This window comes from Aliivibrio sp. S4MY1 (genome assembly GCF_028765545.1).
Taxonomy (GTDB): Bacteria; Pseudomonadota; Gammaproteobacteria; order Enterobacterales; family Vibrionaceae; genus Aliivibrio.
Genome location: NZ_JARACP010000006.1, coordinates 247,390 through 267,702 on the forward strand (window position 1 = coordinate 247,390; position 20,313 = coordinate 267,702).

Here is a 20,313-nt window from a genome sequence, read left to right on the forward strand (position 1 = left end):
ATATAGTTGAGGAATGGATTCCATTAGCAGTAGGTAAAAGTATGACTGAAGAAATAAAAAAGCCAAACGAAGAGAGTGAAAATACATCCGTAGATAATACCGCTCAGAAAACAAATAAAGTTCGGAAAATAACTAACTACTTATTATTTACTGTTGCCGCTTTATTATTGTTTAGCATCATATCTGATCGCATCATCCCTTTAACAGACAATGCGAGAGTAAAAGGATACGTCGTCCCTATTAAGCCTCAAGTCTCTGGCCAAGTATTGGATATTTTGGTTCAGCCTAATCAATTAATTAAACAAGGTGATGTTCTTGCTAAATTAAATCCTGTTGATTATGAAATTGCGCTACAGCAAGCAGAGCAAAGTTTAGAACTCGCTGGTCAAAATGTAGGGGCACAAACGGCGGTTATTGCTTCATCACAAGCTAGGTTGACTAGTGCGAATGTTGAACTAGAAAATACCCGACTTCAGTCTAATCGTATTCTTGAAATGGCCGAACGTGGCGTTGTATCTAAAGCCGATGCAGACAAAGCACGAGCGTCATTAGCGACAGCGAAAGCAAATGTAGTCAATGCTCAAGCAGATCTAGAAAAGTCAAAGAAACAATTAGGTGCTGATGGTGAAGACAATAGTCAAATCAAAGCGGCATTACTGGCATTAGAGCAAGCACAAATTAATTTATCTCGAACAGAAATCAAAGCACCGACTGATGGAGGAGTATCAAATTTCAGTTTATCTGAAGGTTTTTATGCTTCTGCTGGTCAACCTATAATGACGTTTGTATCCACTGAAAGTATTTGGATTGAAGCTTATTTTCGTGAGAACAGTTTAGGTAATATTGAAGTTGGCGATAAGGTTGAAATGGCACTCGATTTTGCTCCTGGAAAAGTAATTGAAGGGACGGTGTCTAGTGTTGACTGGGGTGTTGATTGGGGACAAAACAATCAGGCGGGTAAGTTAGCTCAAGCAAACAATCAAACTGGATGGTTACGACAAACTCAGATGTTACCAATTGCGATTGAATTTGATCACTCACAAACTACAGGCCAATTACGTATCGGCGGGCAAGCGGATGTGATTGTATATAGTGGTGATAACGTTATTTTTAACTCGATAGGTAAGTTGTGGATCCGCTTTGTGAGTTTTATTTCTTATGTCAGATAACTTAATCGATGATCCTAAAATTCAAACTAAGATACTTAGATATACGGTAGGTGTTGGTCTTGCCGTATTCCTAGCCGCATTAATTAATTGGCCATTAGCGTTCGTAGCGCCTGTTTTTGTTGCGAAGTTTTTGATTGATAAACCGGAATTAAACAAAGAAACACTATATGAACTAACCATTGCAATGGTAATGACTATGGTGCTTGGTTTATTGCTATCAAATGGTATTACTCAATATCCAATACCACTACTTATTTTAGTTGGATTGATGATGCTATGGGGGTATTACTTATTTACCGATCCTAAATGGAATCTGTTTGCTACGATATTGATTATCGCAATATTAATGCTTCCTTTTATGGCGATATCAAACCCTGGTATGTCGGTATTCCTTGCTACTGGACTAGCAAGTTCAGGTGTTGTTGCGGTGATTATTTTTGCACTGGTTCATATTTACTTCCCTGAAGCTGAATCATCATTTTCAGGGTATCAACCTTCGCCTTTATCTAAGCAGCAAAGGTGGTATGCCGCTTTTAGAGCGATGATCGTCTCATTTCCCGTTGTGTGCTTTTTCTTTATTTTTCAAATATCAGAAGCATTGCTGACAATGATGTTTATAGCGTTATTATCTTTAATGATAACCGGAGAGAAATCAGTAAAACTAAGTGCGTTTTTAATTATTACTAACAGTATTGGCGGCGCTTTAGCTATTGGTGTTTTCTCGGTATTAAGCCTTGCTCCTAATGTCCTATTCTATACGCTATTTATCTCATTCATTACTCTAATCATGGCAACTCAAATTTACACAAAACCTGCAAAAGCGCCAATTTATGCGACAGCATTTAGTACCGTACTTGTGCTGCTAGGAAGTACGTTAATGAGTTCTGGAGATATTGATAGCAATATGATGATACGTATATTTCAATTATTTATGATTGGCATTTATATGATTGTTGTTTCTTTTTTCTTAGAAACTCGGCAGTGGGCATTTCTAAAAATGCAGCCATAATTATTACTACGAACAAGGATTGTTTATGAAATTAGAAAGTGATTTTTCGAATAAGGCGATAGATGCATTTATTAAGATTGCAGCGCTCGCTATTCTCGTCTTTTGGTGTTTCTCTATCCTCAAGCCATTTATGTTACTTGTGGTGTGGGGAGGGATAATCGCAACGGCGTTGTACCCAATCGTTACCTGGGGACACAATAAATTTGGTATTGGTAAAGGAAAGGTTAGTGCTGGTTTGGCTTTTATAGGGGTAGTGTTGTTAGTTATTCCTTTAATCGCGCTTTCAACGGGTCTATATACAAGTGGTTCGGAATTAGTAGTGGGTTATCAAAATGGTACCATTTCTATACCTAAACCAAGTTTAGACGTTAAAGATTGGCCGTTAGTGGGTGATAAAGCATATGCTTTTGGTATTCAAGCTTCTTCAAATTTAGAAAGTGTCTTATTAAAATATGGCGATGAAGTTAAAGCCATAGTAAGTAAATTAGCTTCTCTTGTCGGCTCTCTTGGTGGTGGATTCATTCAGTTTATTATTTCTACCATTATTGCGGGTGCTTTTATGGCTAATGCAGATAAGTGCGAACGCGCTTTTGTATTAGTAGCAAATCGTTTAACGGGAGAGCATGGCGAAGCGTTAACTACCTTATCTAAAACAACAGTAAGAAGTGTAGTTCAAGGGGTTATTGGTGTCGCTGTTATTCAGTCGGTGATGGCTGGGGTAGGGATGGCATTTGCTGGTGTTCCTGCTATTGGTTTATGGATGCTGCTTGTTATGCTTATTGCGATTATCCAACTTCCTCCTATTCTTGCGTTATTACCTGTTATTCTTTATGTCTTTAGTGTTGATACCACGACAACCGCTGTTCTTTTTCTTATATGGTGTATTGTTGTGAGTGGTAGCGATGCGGTATTAAAACCTATGTTGCTTAGTCGTGGCTCTGATACCCCTATGTTGGTTATTTTACTGGGTGCATTAGGGGGCATGGCAATGTCTGGCATTGTTGGGTTATTTGTTGGAGCAGTGATTTTAAGTCTAACTTATCAATTGTTTGTTGTTTGGTTAGATCATGAGTCATCAGGGAAATAGCAATGAAAAAAGTCTCAGGTGATGATAATTTTTACTTTCTGCTTTTTGCACTACTAGGTTTGCTCTTTATGAGTGCTGTCATGCAGCAGCTCTTTAGTGGCGGCCAGAAAATGGTATTAGCATTGATCATTATTTGTTTAGCCATCTCTATTGTCGGTGTGAATCGAAAGCAGGCACTGTATAGAACGTGGTATGGTTTTTTGTTGAGCATTGCTTCGATATCTGGAGCGATCTCTTTTCTAGAAGGATATGATCTTTCTTTAATTACATTAGGGGCACTGCTGTTCTTTCTGTTATCTCATACTTACACGGCATTAAAGCAAGTCATGTTGCCTGACAATGTTAGTCGAAACCAAATTGTTGGTTCCGTTTGTGTGTATTTATTATTGGGTGTTTCTTGGGCCATTATTTATCTTATTCAAATAGAGCTTTTTCCACATTCATTTAATGGAATAGAAGCGAAACCTTGGATTGATAACTTGTTTGATGCGATATATTTCAGCTTTATCACGTTAACCACGGTTGGTTATGGGGATATTTCCCCGATATTGCCAATACCACGTTTTTTTGTTTTTATTGAATCGATATTAGGTGGTTTTTATTTAGCGATAATGGTGGCTAGTTTGGTGAGTAGTCATCTAAACCAATCACGTTAAATTGAAAAAAAAGCCCCGTACTTAATTATATAAATACGGGGCTTAATTATTAATTAAACACTTTCTTCTTGCAGTGCTTCTAATTGAGCTATGGTAGTCTGTGATATCAGCTCATCATCAATATAGTAATTCACATTTTCACCATCACGGATCCCTGTTAATATACCAGTATCTCCATTGTTATATACGATATCCATTTGGATAGTGTTTTCATCAATGGCTTTCATTTCACCTGTTTTAATCATTCGATTATTCGTGATCGGTGTGATAGGCGCATCTCTTAACGATGGGTCTAGTTCATCATTCACTTTAAATTTAGTATCTACCTTTGAATCAAAGATGTGTGAATTACCATTAAGAGGGTTCTTACCTGTCCAGAACTCTAATGAATTAAATAATGTATAATCAACGGCAGTCGTAATACCGTAGACAGGCGCAAGAAGTAAGTTAACTCCAGCTCTAGCGTAGCGGTTATCTACCACCTCTACATTAAACTTCATTACTTTCCCTGTAACGGCATTACTACCAATACAGCCTGTTAGTGTTGATGCAAGAATAATGATACCAGCAGTTTTTACAAAGATATTTTTCATTTTAAATTCCAATAATTAATTTTTATATAAGGTGTTATTTCAATTCTTTCTATTTCATAACGTAGTTATAAGTCGATACTAATATCCAAGTGAAAAACTTAAATATGGATAAACTTACTTTTATTGTGAAGTTAGAGACTGAAATGATTAATTCTTTAGAGACTTTTAAAATTTGAAATATATCAGTGTGTTTAAAGTCGCTTAATGTCATGGTATTTCCCAACAGTTAGTGGCATCCGTTTCCTGATTAATGTTATTTGATGAAATGAATGATACGTTGAAATAGAAATTACACTTACCATTTTGCGCCACGGTGAGGTTTAATAGAGAAATAGTTATACCATTCTGGATAAATAGTTGATCAGATAATTGCGCAGGAAAAATCGATTAGAGCAAGGCATAAATTACAGTAACTAGTGGTTCTAATTACAAAATTTATAACGCAGATATAATCGATTTTAACAAGCAAGAATGATCAAATACTTATGTAGATTGGTATTAAGTAATAAAAACGCGATAATTTTATGACTGATATAAAAATGGCGACCAAGTTGGTCGCCATTTTTGTTATTGGGTTTTCTTTTATTCGTCGCGGCTTGCTTCAGCTTCTGCAAGTTCAAAACCACGCATGGTTAAGCCTGATAGCATCATAGGAACTGCGTTATAGATTTCTTTGAACTCATCTAAACCTTCAATGCCTTGCTCTTCTAATGTTGCTAATGCGGTTTCAGGATCAAATAACATACTAATAGAAAGCAATACACCACCAAGTAGCGCATTATTTTCGCTTTCTTCTGGCATCAGTGTTTCCCAATCGTCACGCGTTAACTGCCAACCTTGTAATAAACCCTCAGAGAATTGACGAGTTTGTGCTGTTACAATCTCTTCATCATCAAGTTGACAGGTTTCAGGCCATTGCCACTGACCAGATAAAAATGCTTCGCGATACTCATTCCATAGGTTAACTACAGCATTAGCATACGCTTCTAAATCTTCTGCTGTGGTAAAAGGAGATACCTCTTCGCCACCCCACAAAAAAGCTAACCACTCATTAGGATTGATAAGGTTTGGAGCCGCAGCCATCGCCGCAATAAAACCTTGTGTTTGTGCCTCTGTAAGTAGTTTATTTTCTAATTCAGGGTTTGAAAGAATTGCCGTAAGTGATAAAGACATAATGTTCTCATTCCATTCAAGTTTTCATTATTGTATCAAGAACTTTTAATATTGTCTGAATAGAAATTAATGCTTATCTTCTTGTATCGATAAGTTGCCTTTTTGTGAAAATAACTTACGGAATGTAACGAATAGCGAATTAAACTGATTTTAAATCAAAAAGTAGTTGTAAGTTTACTACATTGACTCAACTTCGAGATCTAATTCTAATAACATTGTGATTAAATAGCGATAATTACTAGCTAGATCTACTCAGCTAGTTCTATCGACTGCTACCACACTGGTTGGGCAGTTTATTAATCTGGTTTATTATAGTTGGAGAGAGAAAGTTAATGTCTAAGAAAGGACCATTTTGTATCCGAAATGCAGCGGCGGATACATTTGCAATGGTGGTTTTTTGTTTTATTACGGGCATGTTTATTGAAATTTTAGTTTCAGGGATGACATTTGAGCAGTCACTAGCATCAAGGACTCTCTCAATACCAGTTAACATAGCAATTGCTTGGCCTTACGGGGTATTTCGTGACTTTATGTTACGTCAAGGTGCTCGTATATCGCCGAGTAAATTTATGAAGAATATTGCAGATTTAGTGGCGTATGTGACATTTCAATCGCCAGCTTATGCAATGATTTTATTGGCTGTGGGGGCAACACCAGAACAAATCATTACTGCAGTTTCAAGTAATGTTGTTGTTTCATGTGTAATGGGCGTGTTTTACGGCTACTTTTTGGATGCATGCCGTAAAGCATTTAAAGTTCCAGGTTATACGCCTCATGCGCATTAATATTTTGATTTTAAACTAACACTTAGAGCCAGCATTGATTGCTGGCTTTTTTTTATTCTGAATATTCAAAATATTGATTTAAAGATGTTATTCTTGAAGTTGCGTATTTATAAAGATTAACGGACTAATGAAAACATATTTTTTAGTAATGCTTGCCTATAGCGCAATTGGTTTTATGGGGATGTCGACAGTGTCTGCAAATTCATTGTCACACGCTCAAGACATAGAAGCGAAAACCAATCAATCCTCTCAGAAGGCTCAGCAAGGTATAGATAAAGAAGCTCAGCGCATATTAGATCTGCAAAATCAGATTGAACAAGCCAGCATTAGGTTCTCTAATCAAACCGTTTATCGTGATCATTTGACTCAACTTGTTCGCTCTCAAGAAGATGAGAAGCAGCAACTTCACATTCAAATCACTCAAATTGAAGAAACACGCCAGGGGATTGTTCCTTTGATGTACCAAATGCTAAATGAATTAGAGTGTATCCTGCATTCGGATTTACCTATTCGTTTTACCGCTAGAACAGAGCGCCTTAACCAACTTCATCTTTTAATGGGACGAGCAGACATTAGTGATGCTGAAAAATTTCGTCGGTTATTAGAAGCGTTTCAGATAGAGATGGATTATGGGTATAAAATCTCTTCCTACCAGCAAGAAATTACCCTAGAAGATGGCAGCAAAAGAGTGGTTGAACAGCTGCATATTGGCCGAATTATCTTACTTTCTCGCAGTGCTGATAAAAAACACGCTTGGCTTTGGTTACAAGAAAAGCAGCAATGGCAAGCAATTACGAATGATGTAATTGATGAGGTTAATGTGGCTTTTGATATCGCGAATAAGCATAAAATACCTCAATTATTACGTTTACCACTTTCAGTATCTGATCTCAATCAATCGCAAGTTAAGGAGAATATCTGATGCGTATTTCTTCATTACTTATTGCATGTTTTATATTTGTGATTGCATTACCGATCCATGCTGATGCACTTTCTCAACTAGACAATAAAGCCAAAGCAAATCAAATAGAGCAGCAAAAACAAGATAAGCAACGTACTCAAAATATAAAACAGGCTCGTGTTGAGTTAGAACAACAATTATCTGTCTTAAAACGCTCGATTCAAGAGATAGAAAAAGAGACTGAGAGGTTAAGCACTACGTTCAGTCGTAATGAAAAAGCCTTAGTTGATTTAGAAAAACAATTGCAGATTGAAACTGGTAGCCTTGGCGAAGTCTTTGGTGTGGTTCGTCAGGGAGCAGCAACGACCCAAAGTACGGTAATGACCTCTTTGATTCAACCGAGTGAAGGGGTCAGCATAGAGCCAATAAAAGCAGTAATAAATACAGATGCATTACCCTCAATAACGGTGTTATCTCAGTACATCAATACAATGACAGCTTATATTGAGCAAAGTAAACGTATTGCCCCAGTTAATGCACAAGAGCTTCAAGGTGACGGTACTGTTGTTGAAGAACTCATGCTTCGTATCGGTGATATGGGGTTACTTTCTGATGAAGGCTACATGAAGTGGGATCGTTCAAACGCTCAAGCTGAGTCGTATCTTCGTTATCCAGAAGGATCTCCAACAGCCGCTAATTTTACAGTGAACTCAATGCTCATCGATGTGACTAGAGGGGCGCTGCTTGCTCAATATGCTGAACAACCTACGCTGACTCAGCGTATTGAGCAAGCTGGTATTGTTGGACAAATTATTTTAGGCCTATTAGGTATTGGACTCATTATTGCGATATATCGAGGTGTGGTATTACTTCGTTTGCAGTTACAAATTACTAAGCAATTGCACCACCCAGATAAGCCAAGTGATAACCCATTAGGGCGTATTTTATCGGTATATGATAAAGAAAAATCGCAAACAGTAGAGTCTTTAGAGTTGCGCTTGCTTGAAACGATTATGGATGAACAGCAAGGATTAGAAAAAGGGTTATCTATGCTAAAACTGTTAGCGGCTTTAGCGCCTATGTTGGGCTTACTTGGAACGGTTACTGGGATGATCGAAACTTTCCAAGTGATTACGCAATTTGGTAATGGTGATCCAAAGGTAATGGCGGGTGGGATCTCTATGGCGTTAACAACAACTGTATTAGGGTTAGTGGCGGCAATGCCATTGTTGTTGGCTCATAATTTACTGTCTAGCCGTGCTGACAGTATTAATGCCGTTTTAGAAAAGCAGGGAGTTAGTTTGGTTGCTGCAAAAGCAGATCTGAATAATGCTTGAGTTATTTAACCGCTATTTTCCAACCATCAGTGATTTTATGTCACAAGGTGGGGTTGTTCTATGGTGGTTGATGCTAGTGGTTTTGATGGTGTTTTTTCTGGTAATTGAACGGATTTCATTTTTATTTTTTGTCTTTCCAAAACGTAAAAAGCAGTGGTTGATGCAATGGAAAAACCGTAATGAACGGACGTCTTGGTATGCACTTGCCAATAAAGAAGGGTTATTACAATTAGCCAATAGTCAGCTGTATCAACACCTTAGCTTAATCAAAGTATTTGTGAGTTTATGTCCTATGATAGGTTTATTAGGTACGGTAACAGGAATGATCTCCGTATTTGATATTATGGCTCAACAGGGCAGCAGTGATCCTAAGCTGATGGCATCAGGCATATCTATGGCAACCTTACCTACAATGGCTGGAATGGTGGCAGCCCTCGTTGGTTTATTTGCACATGCAAGATTATTAAAAGTCATGACACGACATGAATATCGCTTAGAACAAGCATTAAGGAGTGACGAATGCGCATAATTCGTCGAACAAAAACCAGAGAAGAAGCGAATATAGATCTCACTTCAATGTTAGACATCGTCTTTATTATGCTGATTTTTTTCATTGTTACTAGCTCGTTTGTCAGAGAATCAGGAGTAGAAGTGAATCGTCCTCAAGCCTCTCACTCTGTTGCTCAAAAAGAAGTAGGGATCTTTGTCGCTATTACTGCTAATAATCAAGTTTTTATCGATAAACGTCGTGTAGATATGGAAAGAGTAGAGGCGGTTTTGGTCTCTCTTCATCTGGATAATCCTCAAGCGAACCTTGTGATCCAAGCAGATAAACACGCCTATAATGGTACTGTCGTCTCAGTGATGGATGCCGCGAAAGGGGCGGGAATTGAAGGCATTGCATTAGCGACGGAAGCACAATAATGCTTCGTATCCTGTTTGCATTTATGTTGGCGATAGTTCTTACGCTTGCTTTGTTTAGCTTTATGGCTTGGATGACCATTCAACCTAAAAACACCATTGCAGAAAGTGAGAGTTTACAGTTTGATGTTGTGATGGCTGAGCCTGAATCGCAAAGCCAACGTCGTATTCGTCAATTGCCAGAGCCACCTAAAACCCCTAACGTGCCCGAGTTACAATCAAGTTTGTCGTCGCAGGTTGCAAAAGTGAATGCACCAGAAGAGACATCAATGCCATCAATAGAGTTGGGAGATATAGGGTTGAATGTTGCGGTTTCTTTACCTTCATTTGAGGGCTTAGGACAAAATCAGCAAGCGATGCCACTCTATCGAGTTGAGCCAAAATACCCATCACGAGCACTAAAACGTAAAATGGAAGGGTATGTTATTTTACGCTTTACCATTGATGAACAGGGTAGGCCAACGAACATCGAAAGTATTGAAGCCGAGCCTAGTCGTATGTTTGTTCGACCTGCTATTCAAGCATTAAAGCAATGGAAATATCAGCCTAAATTAGTCAAAGGAAAGGCGATAACTCAACCAGGCCAAACGGTACGGTTGGAGTATCGATTAAGCCAATGAAGCATTTTATTCACCTATGTATTCGTTATGCCAATTATGGAATGGCGATAAGTGTGCTGTTTATTGTCGGGCAGCTACATGCAGCGGAACTGAGCCATTATAATGCTAAGAAAATTCAATATGCTAGCCAGCTTCAACAAGAAGGAAAGCTAGCGGAAGCCATTGATGTATTATCTTCATTAAACCCAAATGCTAAATATGATCAAGCTTATATAGCAAGGGTGTTGGGTGTTTTTTATTGGCAAAATGAGCAAACGAAAAAAGCGATATCAGAGTTAGATAAATCTGTATCTCTAGTATCTCTTGATAAAAAGTCTCAGTGGCAAACCGAGAAAATGCTGGCTGATATTTATTATTCAGATCATCAATTTTCAAAAGCGATACATCATTATCAGCATTTGTTGGTATCTGAATATCCAACATCATCAGATAAACAGCGAGCTGCACGAACATCAAATAAAAATGACGTTTATCTAAGAGTCGCGAATACTTATTATCAAAAGCAATCATGGAAAAACTGTTTAACGTATATACGACAATTTGTTCCTAATAATAGCAATGAGAAAATACAAAAATACAAAATTCAATTAGTCAGTGAATTGCAGTTATCGTTTTGGAGTTCAGCAGAAAAAACGGCTCAAAGATTAATTGAGTTAGAACCTAATCAAAAGATGTGGTGGCAACAATTAATAGCAGCGCAACTGCAGCGACAAAAAGCAGATAAAGCATTAGTAAACTATGCATTGGCAAAGCAGCAAGGGATTCAATTTGAAGTTCAAGATTTTAAAACATTGTCTCAACTTTATAGCCAAAATAGATTACCAGAGCGAGCGGCTCAGATAATGGGTGAAATGTTTCTCCAATATCCAAAAACCAAAACTGAATCAGAGCTAGTAAGGCAAGCAACTTATTGGCAAATGGCAAAAGAGTGGGCTAACGCAGAAAAAGTATGGCAACAAGCTGCGCAACACAATACAAAACATTATTGGTCTTTAGCAAAACTACAAGCACAGCAAAAAGCGTATAAACGAGCATTAATAAGCACCGAGAAAGCAAAGTCAGTCATTACGGTTTCAGAGTATCGTTTAATGAAGGTTCGTCTATATTATAAGCTGTCTCGTTATAATGATGCTTTAGCGCAAGCAAAACGACTCAATGAAGCCTATCCATCCGAAGAAGCAAAAGATTGGATTCAGTATTTAAAGCATAAAGAATAAGACTTTGTGATTACAAGCTAACCAAGCCGTGTAAAAATAAAGCAAACAATTGAGATTATGAAAGAAACTCCTTGACCATGTAGACGTAAATCATTAAATTAGCGCTCGTTGTCTCGAAAAGAGCAATGATTCGGTGAGTTGTCCGAGTGGCTGAAGGAGCACGCCTGGAAAGTGTGTGTACGGCAACGTACCGAGAGTTCGAATCTCTCACTCACCGCCACATTCGAAGCCCTAGCAGAAATGCTGGGGCTTTTTCGTATCTGCAGTTTGTTCAGTAGCCACTGAGAGCACGCAACTCGATACTTCTCGTAAGCTAATTACCTTATTAAATCCAAGCCAACCTAAACTCAGCCTTCATAAGTAATTACATTAAAGCTTTACAATCTTCCTCTGAGCTTGCCTTACGTATATCTACAATTTCAAATCCTTCAGTTGATGAAGTTAAAGCTGTGTATTATGAGTTTTCAGGTAAGCAGAAAAGAGATTAGATGAATAGAGGCAGTGTAGGTATGATGGTTCACTTGCATTGACTCAAAAGGGGGGAGTACTGTTACATTACTTCTTCTGTCTATCTATTTAGCTTAAATCTTTAAATATAAGTATATAGCCCCTCCGAAGAGGGGAATACGCTAAAACGGCGATTCTTCTATAAGCATGCTCGATATATCAGAAGAGTCGGCCATCCTTGTTTTGGATGTGCCGGAGATAAAGTTACTTAAAGTATGAGTGTTACTCGTCATAGTTTCAGCAACTTGATGAATTTATAATGCTACCGTCAAAAACTCGATATCCAAGAAGAAATTATAAAATTACAGTTAGTATGGAAATGTAAGATATGTAATCTTAACTATTGTTGATTGTATTGTTAATGATTATTGGTTGAGGAGCAGGGGTTGTCATTGGTTGTTGAACAACTTCTTTTTGTTTTGAACGGTAAGCTTGACGTTTAATGCTGTAACTTAGTTTCTTAATCCATGCGTAATAATTTTTATGCACTCGTCCATCGCTATATTCAATACTTGAGCTAACATACTCAATGTTAAACCCTGAGTAATCAGGTGTAATCTCTACAATCACTTCATGCCTGTTGAAGTAATATGCCACCACTGTTTCACCCGCTTTTTCAACTACAGACCAACCTTTTGTATTATCGACAGCATAAGCTATTTGTTCAGTTGTGATTGGTGCTAATGTTTCCGTGTATTGAGATCTAATTTCGCGGCCTTTAATTGTTGAACAGCCTGATAAAGTTAAGATTACAGCGAGTATAAAATAATGTTTCATTGCCAATTGCCTTTATGAAAATTTGCGAAGATTTAAAGAATGGCGAATGTTAACGTTAAATAGCTGATATGCAAGTAGAGTTTATTAAAGGACATTTTAAATATGATTGAAAAAGAAATATAATAAAGAATGGCCTGAAGATTGACTGGCTGAAGAAGTTGATTTTAAGTAGTTGATTTTTAATCCTATCACAGACGGTGATGCTCTTTGCGAAGCTAAAACGTATCGAGAGTTCGAATTTCTCACTCACCGCCACATTTTAAGCCCTAGCAGAAATGCTGGGGCTTTTTCGTATCTGCAGTTTGCACTTTATTCTAATTCATTTTTACTGCGCTATTTCTGAACACTTACTTACTGTGATTGGTATCAATTCCTTTTTGATCTAAAAACTCATCTCTAACGTATAACTTGTGTAAATCCAAAATTAGAGGTTCATATGTATCAGTTGACCATTTTTTATGATGGAACCTGTCCATTGTGTGCAAAAGAGATGAATGCGCTTAAGCAACAAGATAAAAATAATGCGATAAAAACCATTGATATTTATAGTGAAGACTTTTCTGACTATCCAAGTATTGACCCAAAGGCTGCAAATACAGTTTTACATGCATTAAACCAAAATGGTGAGCTGATCCTCGGGTTAGATGTAACGTATCTTGCGTGGAAACTAGTGGGTAAAGGCTGGCTTTATGCTCCGCTTCGGTGGCCGGGAATTAAGGTACTTGCCGATTGGTGTTATCTACATTTTGCTAAAAATCGCTATCGAGTGTCCTATTGGTTAACGGGGTCTTCTCGTTGCAGTAAAACCAGTTGCTCAAAATAGTTTGTGATGCGATAGAGTCTTGCTGAGGAGTCATTATGAACATACTTATTGTCGGAGGAAATGGTGGTATAGGCTTTGCGATGATAACAGAGTGCCTTACCCAGTATTCAGATGCTCAAATTCATGCCACTTATCGCCGAACCAAACCACAATTTCAACATAAAAGAGTAAGGTGGTATCAAGTCAATGTTAGCCATGATGATGAAGTGAAATTATTCAGCGAACTCTTTGATGATATAAATTGGGTTATTAATTGTGTTGGTATATTGCATACACGAGATAAAGGACCTGAGAAAAACTTAACCGCATTAGATAGTGTGTTTTTTCAACAAGTGATGACCACTAATACACTACCCACATTACTACTCGCTAAATATTTTACGCCAAAGCTCAAAAAGACAGACACACCTAAGTTTGCTGTCATTTCTGCCAAAGTGGGCAGTATCTCAGATAATCAATTGGGTGGATGGTATAGCTATAGAGCATCCAAAGCCGCTTTAAACATGTTTATAAAAACCATGTCAATTGAATGGCAGAGAATACTAAAAAATGGTGTGGTATTAGCTCTTCATCCGGGGACAACAGACACCCCTTTATCTGAACCATTTCAAGCTAATGTCCCTCAAGGTAAATTATTTACACCAGAAAGAGTTGCTTATGATCTTATTGGGTTGATTGCTTCAAGCACACCACAACAAAGTGGCTCATTTTTAGCTTACAGTGGAGAGCACCTACCTTGGTAAGCGTAAAGTTTTTGGTGTTATGTCAGCGGCCGCTCACTAACCAAAAGATTATTTTTTATTTAATTTCTATTTACCTATCAAGCTTCTTCATAACAGCGTAGGATTAGACTAACTTTAGCTAAAATCAGGCTTGCACTTAGGTGCTCTAAGATAAAATCATGAAATTAACTGAAAAACCGTTACTTAATAATGCTTTGCTCATTTCTATTTGTACTCCACAGTTTAAAGGTGAAGAAGCAAAAGCCTCTTTAGCTGAACTTGCTCGCTTGGTAACAACGCTAGGCTTTAAAGTAGTGGGAACTCAGTCTCAAAACCAAAGCTCCACACAAAAGATGAGTGTTTTAGGTGCTGGTAAATTGGCAGAAATAGCGCACATCACGGGTAACCAAGGTGAAGGTGAGGAATATGATTCTGATACTGAAGATTTCTTTGATGAAATGGATTTAGATGATATTCCATCAGATAACCTGCCTTTTGGTTGTGCGGATGTGGTGGTATTCGATTGCGATTTAACACCGTCACAATTGCGAAATGTTGAAAACCAGCTTGGTGTTCAAGTCTATGACCGTACTGGCATTATCATCGAGATCTTCAGTCGCCATGCTCGTACTCGTACCGCTCGTCTTCAAGTTGAAATGGCTCGCCTAAACTATGTAGCCCCACGATTGAGAGAATCTTCTATTGGTGATAATGAACGCCAAATGGGTAAAGGTGCGGGTGAAACAACGCTAGAACTTGATCGCCGTAAAGTGCGTGACCAGTTAGCTGAGTTGCGCCGAGAGTTAGCAAGTGTTCAGGATGAACTTAAAGGTCGTCGAGCTCAGCGTTCAGAGCTGTTTTGTGTTGCATTAGTGGGTTATACCAATGCTGGTAAGTCTTCAATGATGCGTGCATTAACAGGCAGTGAAGTATTGGTTGAGAATAAATTGTTTGCAACGCTGGATACGACGGTACGTGCACTGTATCCAGAGACTCAGCCTCGTATTCTAGTATCAGATACCGTTGGATTTATTAAAAAGCTTCCTCACGATTTAGTGGCGTCTTTCCATTCAACCTTAGCAGAAGCGCACGATGCTTCATTATTGCTTTATGTGGTGGATGCGTCAGATCCAACGTTTAGATCTCAACTTGATGTTGTGCATGAAGTACTTGCTGAAGTGGGTGTGGACGACATTGATAAATTATTAGTATTAAATAAATCAGATCAGCTAACACCAGAGCAACAACAAGAATTGATGGAAGAGTTTCCAGATGCAATGATGACATCAACTCGTAATCCACTTGATGTCGCTAAGCTGCATAAGTACATTGTTAACGCTTCTGAGCAAGGAATGATCGAAGAAGAGATTATTGTTCCTTATGATGCAAAAGGCATAATGGGTGAGATCCGCTCAAGCATGAGTGTAACTAAAGAAGAATATGACTATGAGCATATTAAGTTAACGGTACGCTCAAGTGCGATTGATTTAGCAAGATTAAAGAAGTTAATGTCTAAGTAATTTTTATTAGACTTTATTTCTTTTTTGAACGAAGTAAATATTGAGAGTAGGAAGATGTTTGAGGTTAAAAACGTAAATTATATTGGTGAGAATGAACAAGCTATTCGTGAAGTACGTGATACCGTGTTTATTCAAGAGCAGAGCATAGATCCTGATATTGAGTTTGATGGGTTAGACGAATCAGCAGTACATGCGATTGTTTATAGCAATGCTCAGCCAGTTGGTACGGGTCGAATTTTAGATGATGGGCATATTGGTCGTATTGCTATTTTGAAAGCATTTCGAGGACAGGGTCTAGGCTCTAAAATTGTTTTATCATTGATTGATGAGGCAGCAAATAAAGGCTATCCACGAGTCTATTTAGGATCTCAAAAGCACGCTATCGATTTTTATACTAAATTGGGTTTTCAACCATTTGGTGACGAATTTATGGAAGCGGGTATTCCACATTTATCAATGGAAAAACAGCTAAATAATTAAGCCTAAATACAAAAAGGCGCAAAGTAATTAAACAATGCGCCTTTCAATAAATTTGTTTGATTTACTTAGTAATCACTGTCGCTTGGTTCAATGAAGAACTCGCCATCGACTGTTTCTGCGATTTCTAAGATTTTTACGATCTCGCCATTAATGGTGATGTTTGCTAAACGAACAGGATCTTCATCATAAGGATGGAAAGGCGCCATTTGCATTTCAATGCGGTACTCTTCATCATCAGGGCCTTGGAACCAACCCTCACCAAACTCAAGTTCAGTTTCGTCCCCTTCTTCAGGGCAAGTATGATAAGCCGAAACAAGTTGGGCACCTTCAAAATTAAGGGTGATGGTTTCGCCCCATTCTACAACGTATTGTGCATCTTCCATTGTTTATTACCTTTCGCAATTGTGGTGCGCATTGTAACGCGCACCCTTCGTAAATCCTACCGCTTATTCACCAGCAACCATTGGGCGGTGTTGGCGCATGCTTGCTAGTAACATATAGATAGCGGTTGCTAGTAAAATTGCAAATAAGTAACTCATTAAGCCTTCAGCAGTATTCATCAACGTGTTTGCTAATACAGGGCCACATACAGAGCCAATACTGTAGCTAAATAGCATCACTTGTGTTGCAGATACAATGTATGACTCATCTAATGTATCGCAACCCAAAGAGATAGCGATAGGGTATAAAGCAAACGCCGCCATACCAAGAAGAACCAGTGCCGTTGCAAGTACCGCAGTGTTATCACTTAACGTGGTTAAACCAATAGCAAATACACCAAGAATACAGAATAACGCCATTAATAATGTTTTACCTAAGTGCTTAGATAAGTAAGACACAAGTGGTTGAACCGCCATTCCGCCAAGAACAATCAGCGCCATTAAGCTACCAATTTGCGTAGTGCTAATGTTTCGATGTTTTAGCTCTAAAGGCATTAAGCCATATACCGCGCCAAGTAATAAACCAGAGACCACGCAGCCCATGATTGATGCTTTGTTTAGTTTTAAAATTTGCTTAAGGTTTAATACATTATGATGTTGTACTTGTGGTTGCGCCCCTTTACCAAATAGTAAACAAGCGATAGCCATCATGATTAAACCGATGATCATGTAATAAGGTAGTAATCCTTCGATACCGATAAAACCGATACCTAGTTGTCCTAATGATGAACCACCGTAAAGCGCACCCATATATAAACCAAGGCGTTTTGGACGACTTTCAGCATCGCCAATTAATAACCAAGATTCAACAACAACAAATACACCAGCTACAGCGATACCAGCAATAAAGCGCGCAGTCATCCATACCCATTCAATAGGCATAGAAGGAAGAATAATAATAGTTGCAGCAAGCAAAATTAAAAATAAAACAAACGCATTTTTATGCCCAAGACGAGCAACAAAGGGTTCGATTAATCCTGCACCTACAAGTAATCCGGCGTAGAAAGCACTGGCTAACCAACTGGCGTATTTCGCCTCAATTCCATATTGGCTTAGCATCAATGGAATAAGGCTCATTAAATAGCCTGATGCAACCGCAAATAAAGAAAGTGCAATCACAGGAATAAGTAGACCAGGTTGTGATTGAGTTGATGTTGTTGTGTTCACCGCAGTGCCTCAAAAAAAGTAATAGAAGTAAGTAGATTTTCAGCGACTATGAGGCTAATAAGTATCCAAGTAAAACGAGTAATTTTATTGGTAAAGATAAATTTTTTTAATCAATAAATGGTGTTCGAGAAAATAATGGATTATATAAAAATGTGATAAAAGATATGGGTTGAGATAGGAAAAAGAAACGAGTTATAGCATTGGCTAGCTTTTTAAAATGTCTTATATATCAGACACGAATGTATTGCTGTTTCATAAACTCAAATTGGTATTCTTGTCGGCTGGATTTGTCTATATTATTGTTTTAAATTGTGTTTTTTGTTTTATCACTCCGCAAGGGAAAATCGTACTTTATGTTGTTCCTGTTTTTATTTCAGCCATTGTATTTTATGTTCTTTCTTTGGTTGGAGTAAATACAGCTTAAGGATTTACATCTATGGAAGTGATTGGTGTTCTTGCACTGCAAACTGAAGCACATCATTTTTGTGGTTTTTTATTGAACATAGGAGACAGGTTCTGGGTTTCAGCTTTAGCTGTGAGATATTTCGAACACTCTTTTGTGTTGTGGTAAGGAATAACGATTACTTATACTAATGGATACCGGCTGATTGTCGATACCCATTTTTAATCTATTTTGAAGTTAGTTAGAAACAATTATTGATGACGTTTCTTTTCTAACTGTTGGTTTACGAGTAAAGCAATAAGAATCAATCCGCCTCCTAAGCTTAAGCGTAAAATATCGGCATCACGATTCCAAATCAATAAATTTACTAAGATCCCCGCAGGAATAAGCAAGTTATTCATTACCGCTAACACACCAACATTAACTAACGTAGCGCCTTTATTCCACATGAAGTAGCCAAGGCCAGAAGCTATGGTTCCTAAATAAATAAGTACGCCCCACTGTGTCGTTGTTGTTGGTAGCTTTTCTGTGTTGCCAAAAATAGCGTAGCAAACAGTAGCGACGATTAAGGCTCCGATAAAAAAGAACCCAAACACGGTTTTTTGCTCAATAGTTTGATCTTTCATTAATCGCTTATAGCAAACTTGGCCTGTCGCAAAACATAAATTAGCGCCTTGAACCATCGCAAATCCAAGCAAGAAACCAGAATCAATGCCGTTATAGCGAATTGCAATCGCGCCTAAAGTAGCAATCACAGCACTTATCATAAAGTGAGGGTGAAACTTTCCTTCAAAAGCATCGTTTAATAGCGTGATATAAATAGGTGTCATTACGGTGAATAATAAAACTTCAGGAACCGTAAGGTACAAAAAGGATTGATAATAAAATACATACATCAATCCAAGTTGGATAGCACCAATAAGCATTAGCTTAATAGCTGTGGATAAAGACACTTGTTTAGGGCGTAAAAATGGAAGAAAAACCAAAGTCGCTAACCCAATACGCATTAATACAGAGAACCAAGCGTCAACTTGTCCTGCGAGGTAAACCCCGATCAAGCTAAATGAAAAAGCCCAAAGAAGGGTAATTGAAAGTAAATATGACATGAGTAATCCATTAATAAAACCAATGGTAGTATTTTAAATGAGGTTTGCTATCAGTAAAGAAAAAGATAAGAAAAGCAGAGTGTAATAGCTTTATCCGTAGTTCATGAGTCATCTCACTGATATGTATGTGCTATTACATTGATTTACATATTATTTTAGAACAGAATTGCAGCATTAATAGAAAAACTATAGATAAAGGTTGTAGGTGTACTATACGACATTTTGTCGTAGATAAAGCGTTAGCCCTTTTCAGGAAATGATATGGAAATCGTACAAGAAATAGATGTTTCAGAATTGCATCATAAGGCAATCGAAGCATTAAGAAATCAAGCTTTTCCAGACCACCAAGTAAGTCGTTCTTACTTTAAGCAGTTACCTCATATGCGTGCCCTTCATTTTCAAGGTGAACAGTTGGTTGGCTATCTTGGACTGGATTATCGCGTTGTTAGCGTCGGTGGGGAAATACATAAGGTTCTGGGCGTAATCGACTTCTGTGTTGATGAACGTTATCGAGGGCAAGGTATTGGCTCTTTCATGTTGTCAGAAGTATCGGCATTTGCCGAAACTAAAGACATTGATTTCATAATCCTCATATCTGAGTTACATGATTTCTACTCATCAAATGGTTTTAACAAGGTTCAGTGTATGCAATCTTGGTTAAGGCTTCACGAGCACACCAACTTTGGAGTTGCTGTAGAGCATATTGATGAACTGTATGTGAAACCACTCAGAGATAAGCAGTGGGGTGTTGGACATTTTGATTGGCTAGGTTATATGTACTAGTCAACCACAGGGCTAACAAACAATTTAAGATTGATTCAGCACGCTTGGCAATTTTGGTTTGGGTTTAGTTTGGTGTTTACGGTGTTTTGATTGAGTGTCGTAGTAGCGTGCTTCACA

General features: G+C 38.0%; 22 protein-coding genes and 1 tRNA gene. 17 read left to right on the top strand and 6 right to left on the bottom strand.

Features of this window, described 5'->3' with window-relative positions; genetic code table 11:
• Window positions 1-41 precede the first annotated feature (41 nt).
• Genes PVK71_RS09050 through PVK71_RS09065 form a run of 4 tightly spaced genes read left to right on the top strand, consistent with a single transcriptional unit; the run spans window position 42 to window position 3,921 of the window.
• A complete protein-coding gene (locus tag PVK71_RS09050; protein WP_274418092.1) occupies window positions 42-1,169 on the top strand; it encodes an HlyD family secretion protein in 1,128 nt (375 codons plus the stop codon).
• The gene (locus PVK71_RS09055; protein WP_274418093.1) at window positions 1,159-2,178 is read left to right on the top strand and encodes a DUF2955 domain-containing protein; all 1,020 of its coding nucleotides are present in this window, start codon (window positions 1,159-1,161) and stop codon (window positions 2,176-2,178) included. The genes PVK71_RS09050 and PVK71_RS09055 overlap by 11 nt, the downstream gene beginning before the upstream one ends.
• 25 nt (window positions 2,179-2,203) lie before the next feature.
• Complete coding sequence (locus PVK71_RS09060) at window positions 2,204-3,265, top strand: AI-2E family transporter (protein ID WP_274418094.1); 1,062 nt, start codon at window positions 2,204-2,206, stop codon at window positions 3,263-3,265.
• A 2-nt stretch (window positions 3,266-3,267) separates the two neighbouring features.
• Complete coding sequence (locus tag PVK71_RS09065) at window positions 3,268-3,921, top strand: potassium channel family protein (RefSeq protein WP_274418095.1); 654 nt, start codon at window positions 3,268-3,270, stop codon at window positions 3,919-3,921.
• A gap of 53 nt (window positions 3,922-3,974) precedes the next feature.
• On the opposite strand, the gene PVK71_RS09070 is transcribed toward PVK71_RS09065, so the two are convergent.
• Window positions 3,975-4,514: a DUF3332 family protein gene (locus tag PVK71_RS09070; RefSeq protein WP_274418097.1), complete on the bottom strand. Its 540-nt coding sequence runs from the start codon at window positions 4,512-4,514 to the stop codon at window positions 3,975-3,977.
• A gap of 582 nt (window positions 4,515-5,096) precedes the next feature.
• On the bottom strand, window positions 5,097-5,687 hold the full coding sequence (locus tag PVK71_RS09075; RefSeq protein WP_130086699.1) for a UPF0149 family protein: 591 nt from the start codon (window positions 5,685-5,687) through the stop codon (window positions 5,097-5,099).
• Window positions 5,688-6,019: 332 nt separating this feature from the next.
• Between PVK71_RS09075 and PVK71_RS09080 the strand changes: the two genes are divergently transcribed.
• From PVK71_RS09080 to PVK71_RS09115, 8 genes are all read left to right on the top strand, one after another.
• Entirely contained in the window at window positions 6,020-6,472 is a 453-nt protein-coding gene (locus PVK71_RS09080) for an L-alanine exporter AlaE (RefSeq protein WP_130043264.1), read from the top strand.
• Window positions 6,473-6,599: 127 nt separating this feature from the next.
• Window positions 6,600-7,394, top strand: coding sequence for a DUF3450 domain-containing protein (locus PVK71_RS09085; RefSeq protein ID WP_274418098.1), 795 nt, complete (start codon window positions 6,600-6,602; stop codon window positions 7,392-7,394).
• Entirely contained in the window at window positions 7,394-8,710 is a 1,317-nt protein-coding gene (locus tag PVK71_RS09090) for a MotA/TolQ/ExbB proton channel family protein (RefSeq protein ID WP_274418099.1), read from the top strand. Before PVK71_RS09085 ends, PVK71_RS09090 begins: the two co-directional genes overlap by 1 nt.
• The gene (locus PVK71_RS09095; protein WP_274418100.1) at window positions 8,703-9,239 is read left to right on the top strand and encodes a MotA/TolQ/ExbB proton channel family protein; all 537 of its coding nucleotides are present in this window, start codon (window positions 8,703-8,705) and stop codon (window positions 9,237-9,239) included. Before PVK71_RS09090 ends, PVK71_RS09095 begins: the two co-directional genes overlap by 8 nt.
• Window positions 9,230-9,634, top strand: a complete 405-nt coding sequence (locus tag PVK71_RS09100) for an ExbD/TolR family protein (protein ID WP_274418101.1) — start codon at window positions 9,230-9,232, stop codon at window positions 9,632-9,634. Before PVK71_RS09095 ends, PVK71_RS09100 begins: the two co-directional genes overlap by 10 nt.
• Window positions 9,634-10,251: an energy transducer TonB gene (locus PVK71_RS09105; protein WP_274418102.1), complete on the top strand. Its 618-nt coding sequence runs from the start codon at window positions 9,634-9,636 to the stop codon at window positions 10,249-10,251. Before PVK71_RS09100 ends, PVK71_RS09105 begins: the two co-directional genes overlap by 1 nt.
• Window positions 10,248-11,468 (top strand): tetratricopeptide repeat protein, encoded by a 1,221-nt coding sequence (locus PVK71_RS09110; protein WP_274418103.1) that lies wholly within the window; start codon window positions 10,248-10,250, stop codon window positions 11,466-11,468. Before PVK71_RS09105 ends, PVK71_RS09110 begins: the two co-directional genes overlap by 4 nt.
• Window positions 11,469-11,600: 132 nt before the next feature.
• A tRNA-Ser gene (locus tag PVK71_RS09115) sits at window positions 11,601-11,688 on the top strand.
• 623 nt (window positions 11,689-12,311) lie between these two features.
• On the opposite strand, the gene PVK71_RS09120 is transcribed toward PVK71_RS09115, so the two are convergent.
• Window positions 12,312-12,752 carry a hypothetical protein gene (locus PVK71_RS09120; protein ID WP_274418104.1) on the bottom strand — a complete coding sequence of 147 codons (441 nt, stop codon included), beginning with the start codon at window positions 12,750-12,752 and terminating at the stop codon, window positions 12,312-12,314.
• Between the two features lie 436 nt (window positions 12,753-13,188).
• Here PVK71_RS09120 and PVK71_RS09125 point away from each other — a divergent pair, with 436 nt between their 5' ends.
• The 4 genes from PVK71_RS09125 to PVK71_RS09140 all read left to right on the top strand — a co-directional run bounded on the left by PVK71_RS09125 (window position 13,189) and on the right by PVK71_RS09140 (window position 16,297).
• Window positions 13,189-13,575, top strand: a complete 387-nt coding sequence (locus PVK71_RS09125; protein ID WP_130048448.1) for a thiol-disulfide oxidoreductase DCC family protein — start codon at window positions 13,189-13,191, stop codon at window positions 13,573-13,575.
• Between the two features lie 35 nt (window positions 13,576-13,610).
• The gene (locus PVK71_RS09130) at window positions 13,611-14,318 is read left to right on the top strand and encodes an SDR family oxidoreductase (RefSeq protein WP_274418105.1); all 708 of its coding nucleotides are present in this window, start codon (window positions 13,611-13,613) and stop codon (window positions 14,316-14,318) included.
• Window positions 14,319-14,476: 158 nt separating this feature from the next.
• Entirely contained in the window at window positions 14,477-15,817 is a 1,341-nt protein-coding gene (hflX, locus tag PVK71_RS09135; protein WP_130048450.1) for a GTPase HflX, read from the top strand.
• Window positions 15,818-15,871: 54 nt separating this feature from the next.
• The gene (locus tag PVK71_RS09140) at window positions 15,872-16,297 is read left to right on the top strand and encodes a GNAT family N-acetyltransferase (RefSeq protein ID WP_274418106.1); all 426 of its coding nucleotides are present in this window, start codon (window positions 15,872-15,874) and stop codon (window positions 16,295-16,297) included.
• A 65-nt stretch (window positions 16,298-16,362) separates the two neighbouring features.
• Here the strand turns inward: PVK71_RS09140 and PVK71_RS09145 are convergent, their stop codons facing one another.
• From PVK71_RS09145 to PVK71_RS09155, 3 genes are all read right to left on the bottom strand, one after another.
• Window positions 16,363-16,680, bottom strand: a complete 318-nt coding sequence (locus PVK71_RS09145; protein WP_130043273.1) for a hypothetical protein — start codon at window positions 16,678-16,680, stop codon at window positions 16,363-16,365.
• Window positions 16,681-16,743: 63 nt separating this feature from the next.
• Window positions 16,744-17,904 (bottom strand): MFS transporter, encoded by a 1,161-nt coding sequence (locus tag PVK71_RS09150; RefSeq protein ID WP_274418107.1) that lies wholly within the window; start codon window positions 17,902-17,904, stop codon window positions 16,744-16,746.
• A 654-nt stretch (window positions 17,905-18,558) separates the two neighbouring features.
• A complete protein-coding gene (locus PVK71_RS09155; protein ID WP_274418108.1) occupies window positions 18,559-19,413 on the bottom strand; it encodes a carboxylate/amino acid/amine transporter in 855 nt (284 codons plus the stop codon).
• A gap of 261 nt (window positions 19,414-19,674) precedes the next feature.
• Between PVK71_RS09155 and PVK71_RS09160 the strand changes: the two genes are divergently transcribed.
• A complete protein-coding gene (locus PVK71_RS09160; protein WP_274418109.1) occupies window positions 19,675-20,196 on the top strand; it encodes a GNAT family N-acetyltransferase in 522 nt (173 codons plus the stop codon).
• Window positions 20,197-20,313 lie beyond the last annotated feature (117 nt).

Excerpts from the sequence above, each read along its gene's own strand:
- PVK71_RS09050 (WP_274418092.1), top strand. The coding sequence starts at position 42 with ATGACTGAAGAAATAAAAAAGCCAAACGAAGAGAGTGAAAATACATCC.
- PVK71_RS09055 (WP_274418093.1), top strand. The coding sequence starts at position 1,159 with ATGTCAGATAACTTAATCGATGATCCTAAAATTCAAACTAAGATACTT.
- PVK71_RS09060 (WP_274418094.1), top strand. The coding sequence starts at position 2,204 with ATGAAATTAGAAAGTGATTTTTCGAATAAGGCGATAGATGCATTTATT.
- PVK71_RS09065 (WP_274418095.1), top strand. The coding sequence starts at position 3,268 with ATGAAAAAAGTCTCAGGTGATGATAATTTTTACTTTCTGCTTTTTGCA.
- PVK71_RS09070 (WP_274418097.1), bottom strand. The coding sequence starts at position 4,514 with ATGAAAAATATCTTTGTAAAAACTGCTGGTATCATTATTCTTGCATCA.
- PVK71_RS09075 (WP_130086699.1), bottom strand. The coding sequence starts at position 5,687 with ATGTCTTTATCACTTACGGCAATTCTTTCAAACCCTGAATTAGAAAAT.
- PVK71_RS09080 (WP_130043264.1), top strand. The coding sequence starts at position 6,020 with ATGTCTAAGAAAGGACCATTTTGTATCCGAAATGCAGCGGCGGATACA.
- PVK71_RS09085 (WP_274418098.1), top strand. The coding sequence starts at position 6,600 with ATGAAAACATATTTTTTAGTAATGCTTGCCTATAGCGCAATTGGTTTT.
- PVK71_RS09090 (WP_274418099.1), top strand. The coding sequence starts at position 7,394 with ATGCGTATTTCTTCATTACTTATTGCATGTTTTATATTTGTGATTGCA.
- PVK71_RS09095 (WP_274418100.1), top strand. The coding sequence starts at position 8,703 with ATGCTTGAGTTATTTAACCGCTATTTTCCAACCATCAGTGATTTTATG.
- PVK71_RS09100 (WP_274418101.1), top strand. The coding sequence starts at position 9,230 with ATGCGCATAATTCGTCGAACAAAAACCAGAGAAGAAGCGAATATAGAT.
- PVK71_RS09105 (WP_274418102.1), top strand. The coding sequence starts at position 9,634 with ATGCTTCGTATCCTGTTTGCATTTATGTTGGCGATAGTTCTTACGCTT.
- PVK71_RS09110 (WP_274418103.1), top strand. The coding sequence starts at position 10,248 with ATGAAGCATTTTATTCACCTATGTATTCGTTATGCCAATTATGGAATG.
- PVK71_RS09120 (WP_274418104.1), bottom strand. The coding sequence starts at position 12,752 with ATGAAACATTATTTTATACTCGCTGTAATCTTAACTTTATCAGGCTGT.
- PVK71_RS09125 (WP_130048448.1), top strand. The coding sequence starts at position 13,189 with ATGTATCAGTTGACCATTTTTTATGATGGAACCTGTCCATTGTGTGCA.
- PVK71_RS09130 (WP_274418105.1), top strand. The coding sequence starts at position 13,611 with ATGAACATACTTATTGTCGGAGGAAATGGTGGTATAGGCTTTGCGATG.
- hflX (WP_130048450.1), top strand. The coding sequence starts at position 14,477 with ATGAAATTAACTGAAAAACCGTTACTTAATAATGCTTTGCTCATTTCT.
- PVK71_RS09140 (WP_274418106.1), top strand. The coding sequence starts at position 15,872 with ATGTTTGAGGTTAAAAACGTAAATTATATTGGTGAGAATGAACAAGCT.
- PVK71_RS09145 (WP_130043273.1), bottom strand. The coding sequence starts at position 16,680 with ATGGAAGATGCACAATACGTTGTAGAATGGGGCGAAACCATCACCCTT.
- PVK71_RS09155 (WP_274418108.1), bottom strand. The coding sequence starts at position 19,413 with ATGTCATATTTACTTTCAATTACCCTTCTTTGGGCTTTTTCATTTAGC.
- PVK71_RS09160 (WP_274418109.1), top strand. The coding sequence starts at position 19,675 with ATGGAAATCGTACAAGAAATAGATGTTTCAGAATTGCATCATAAGGCA.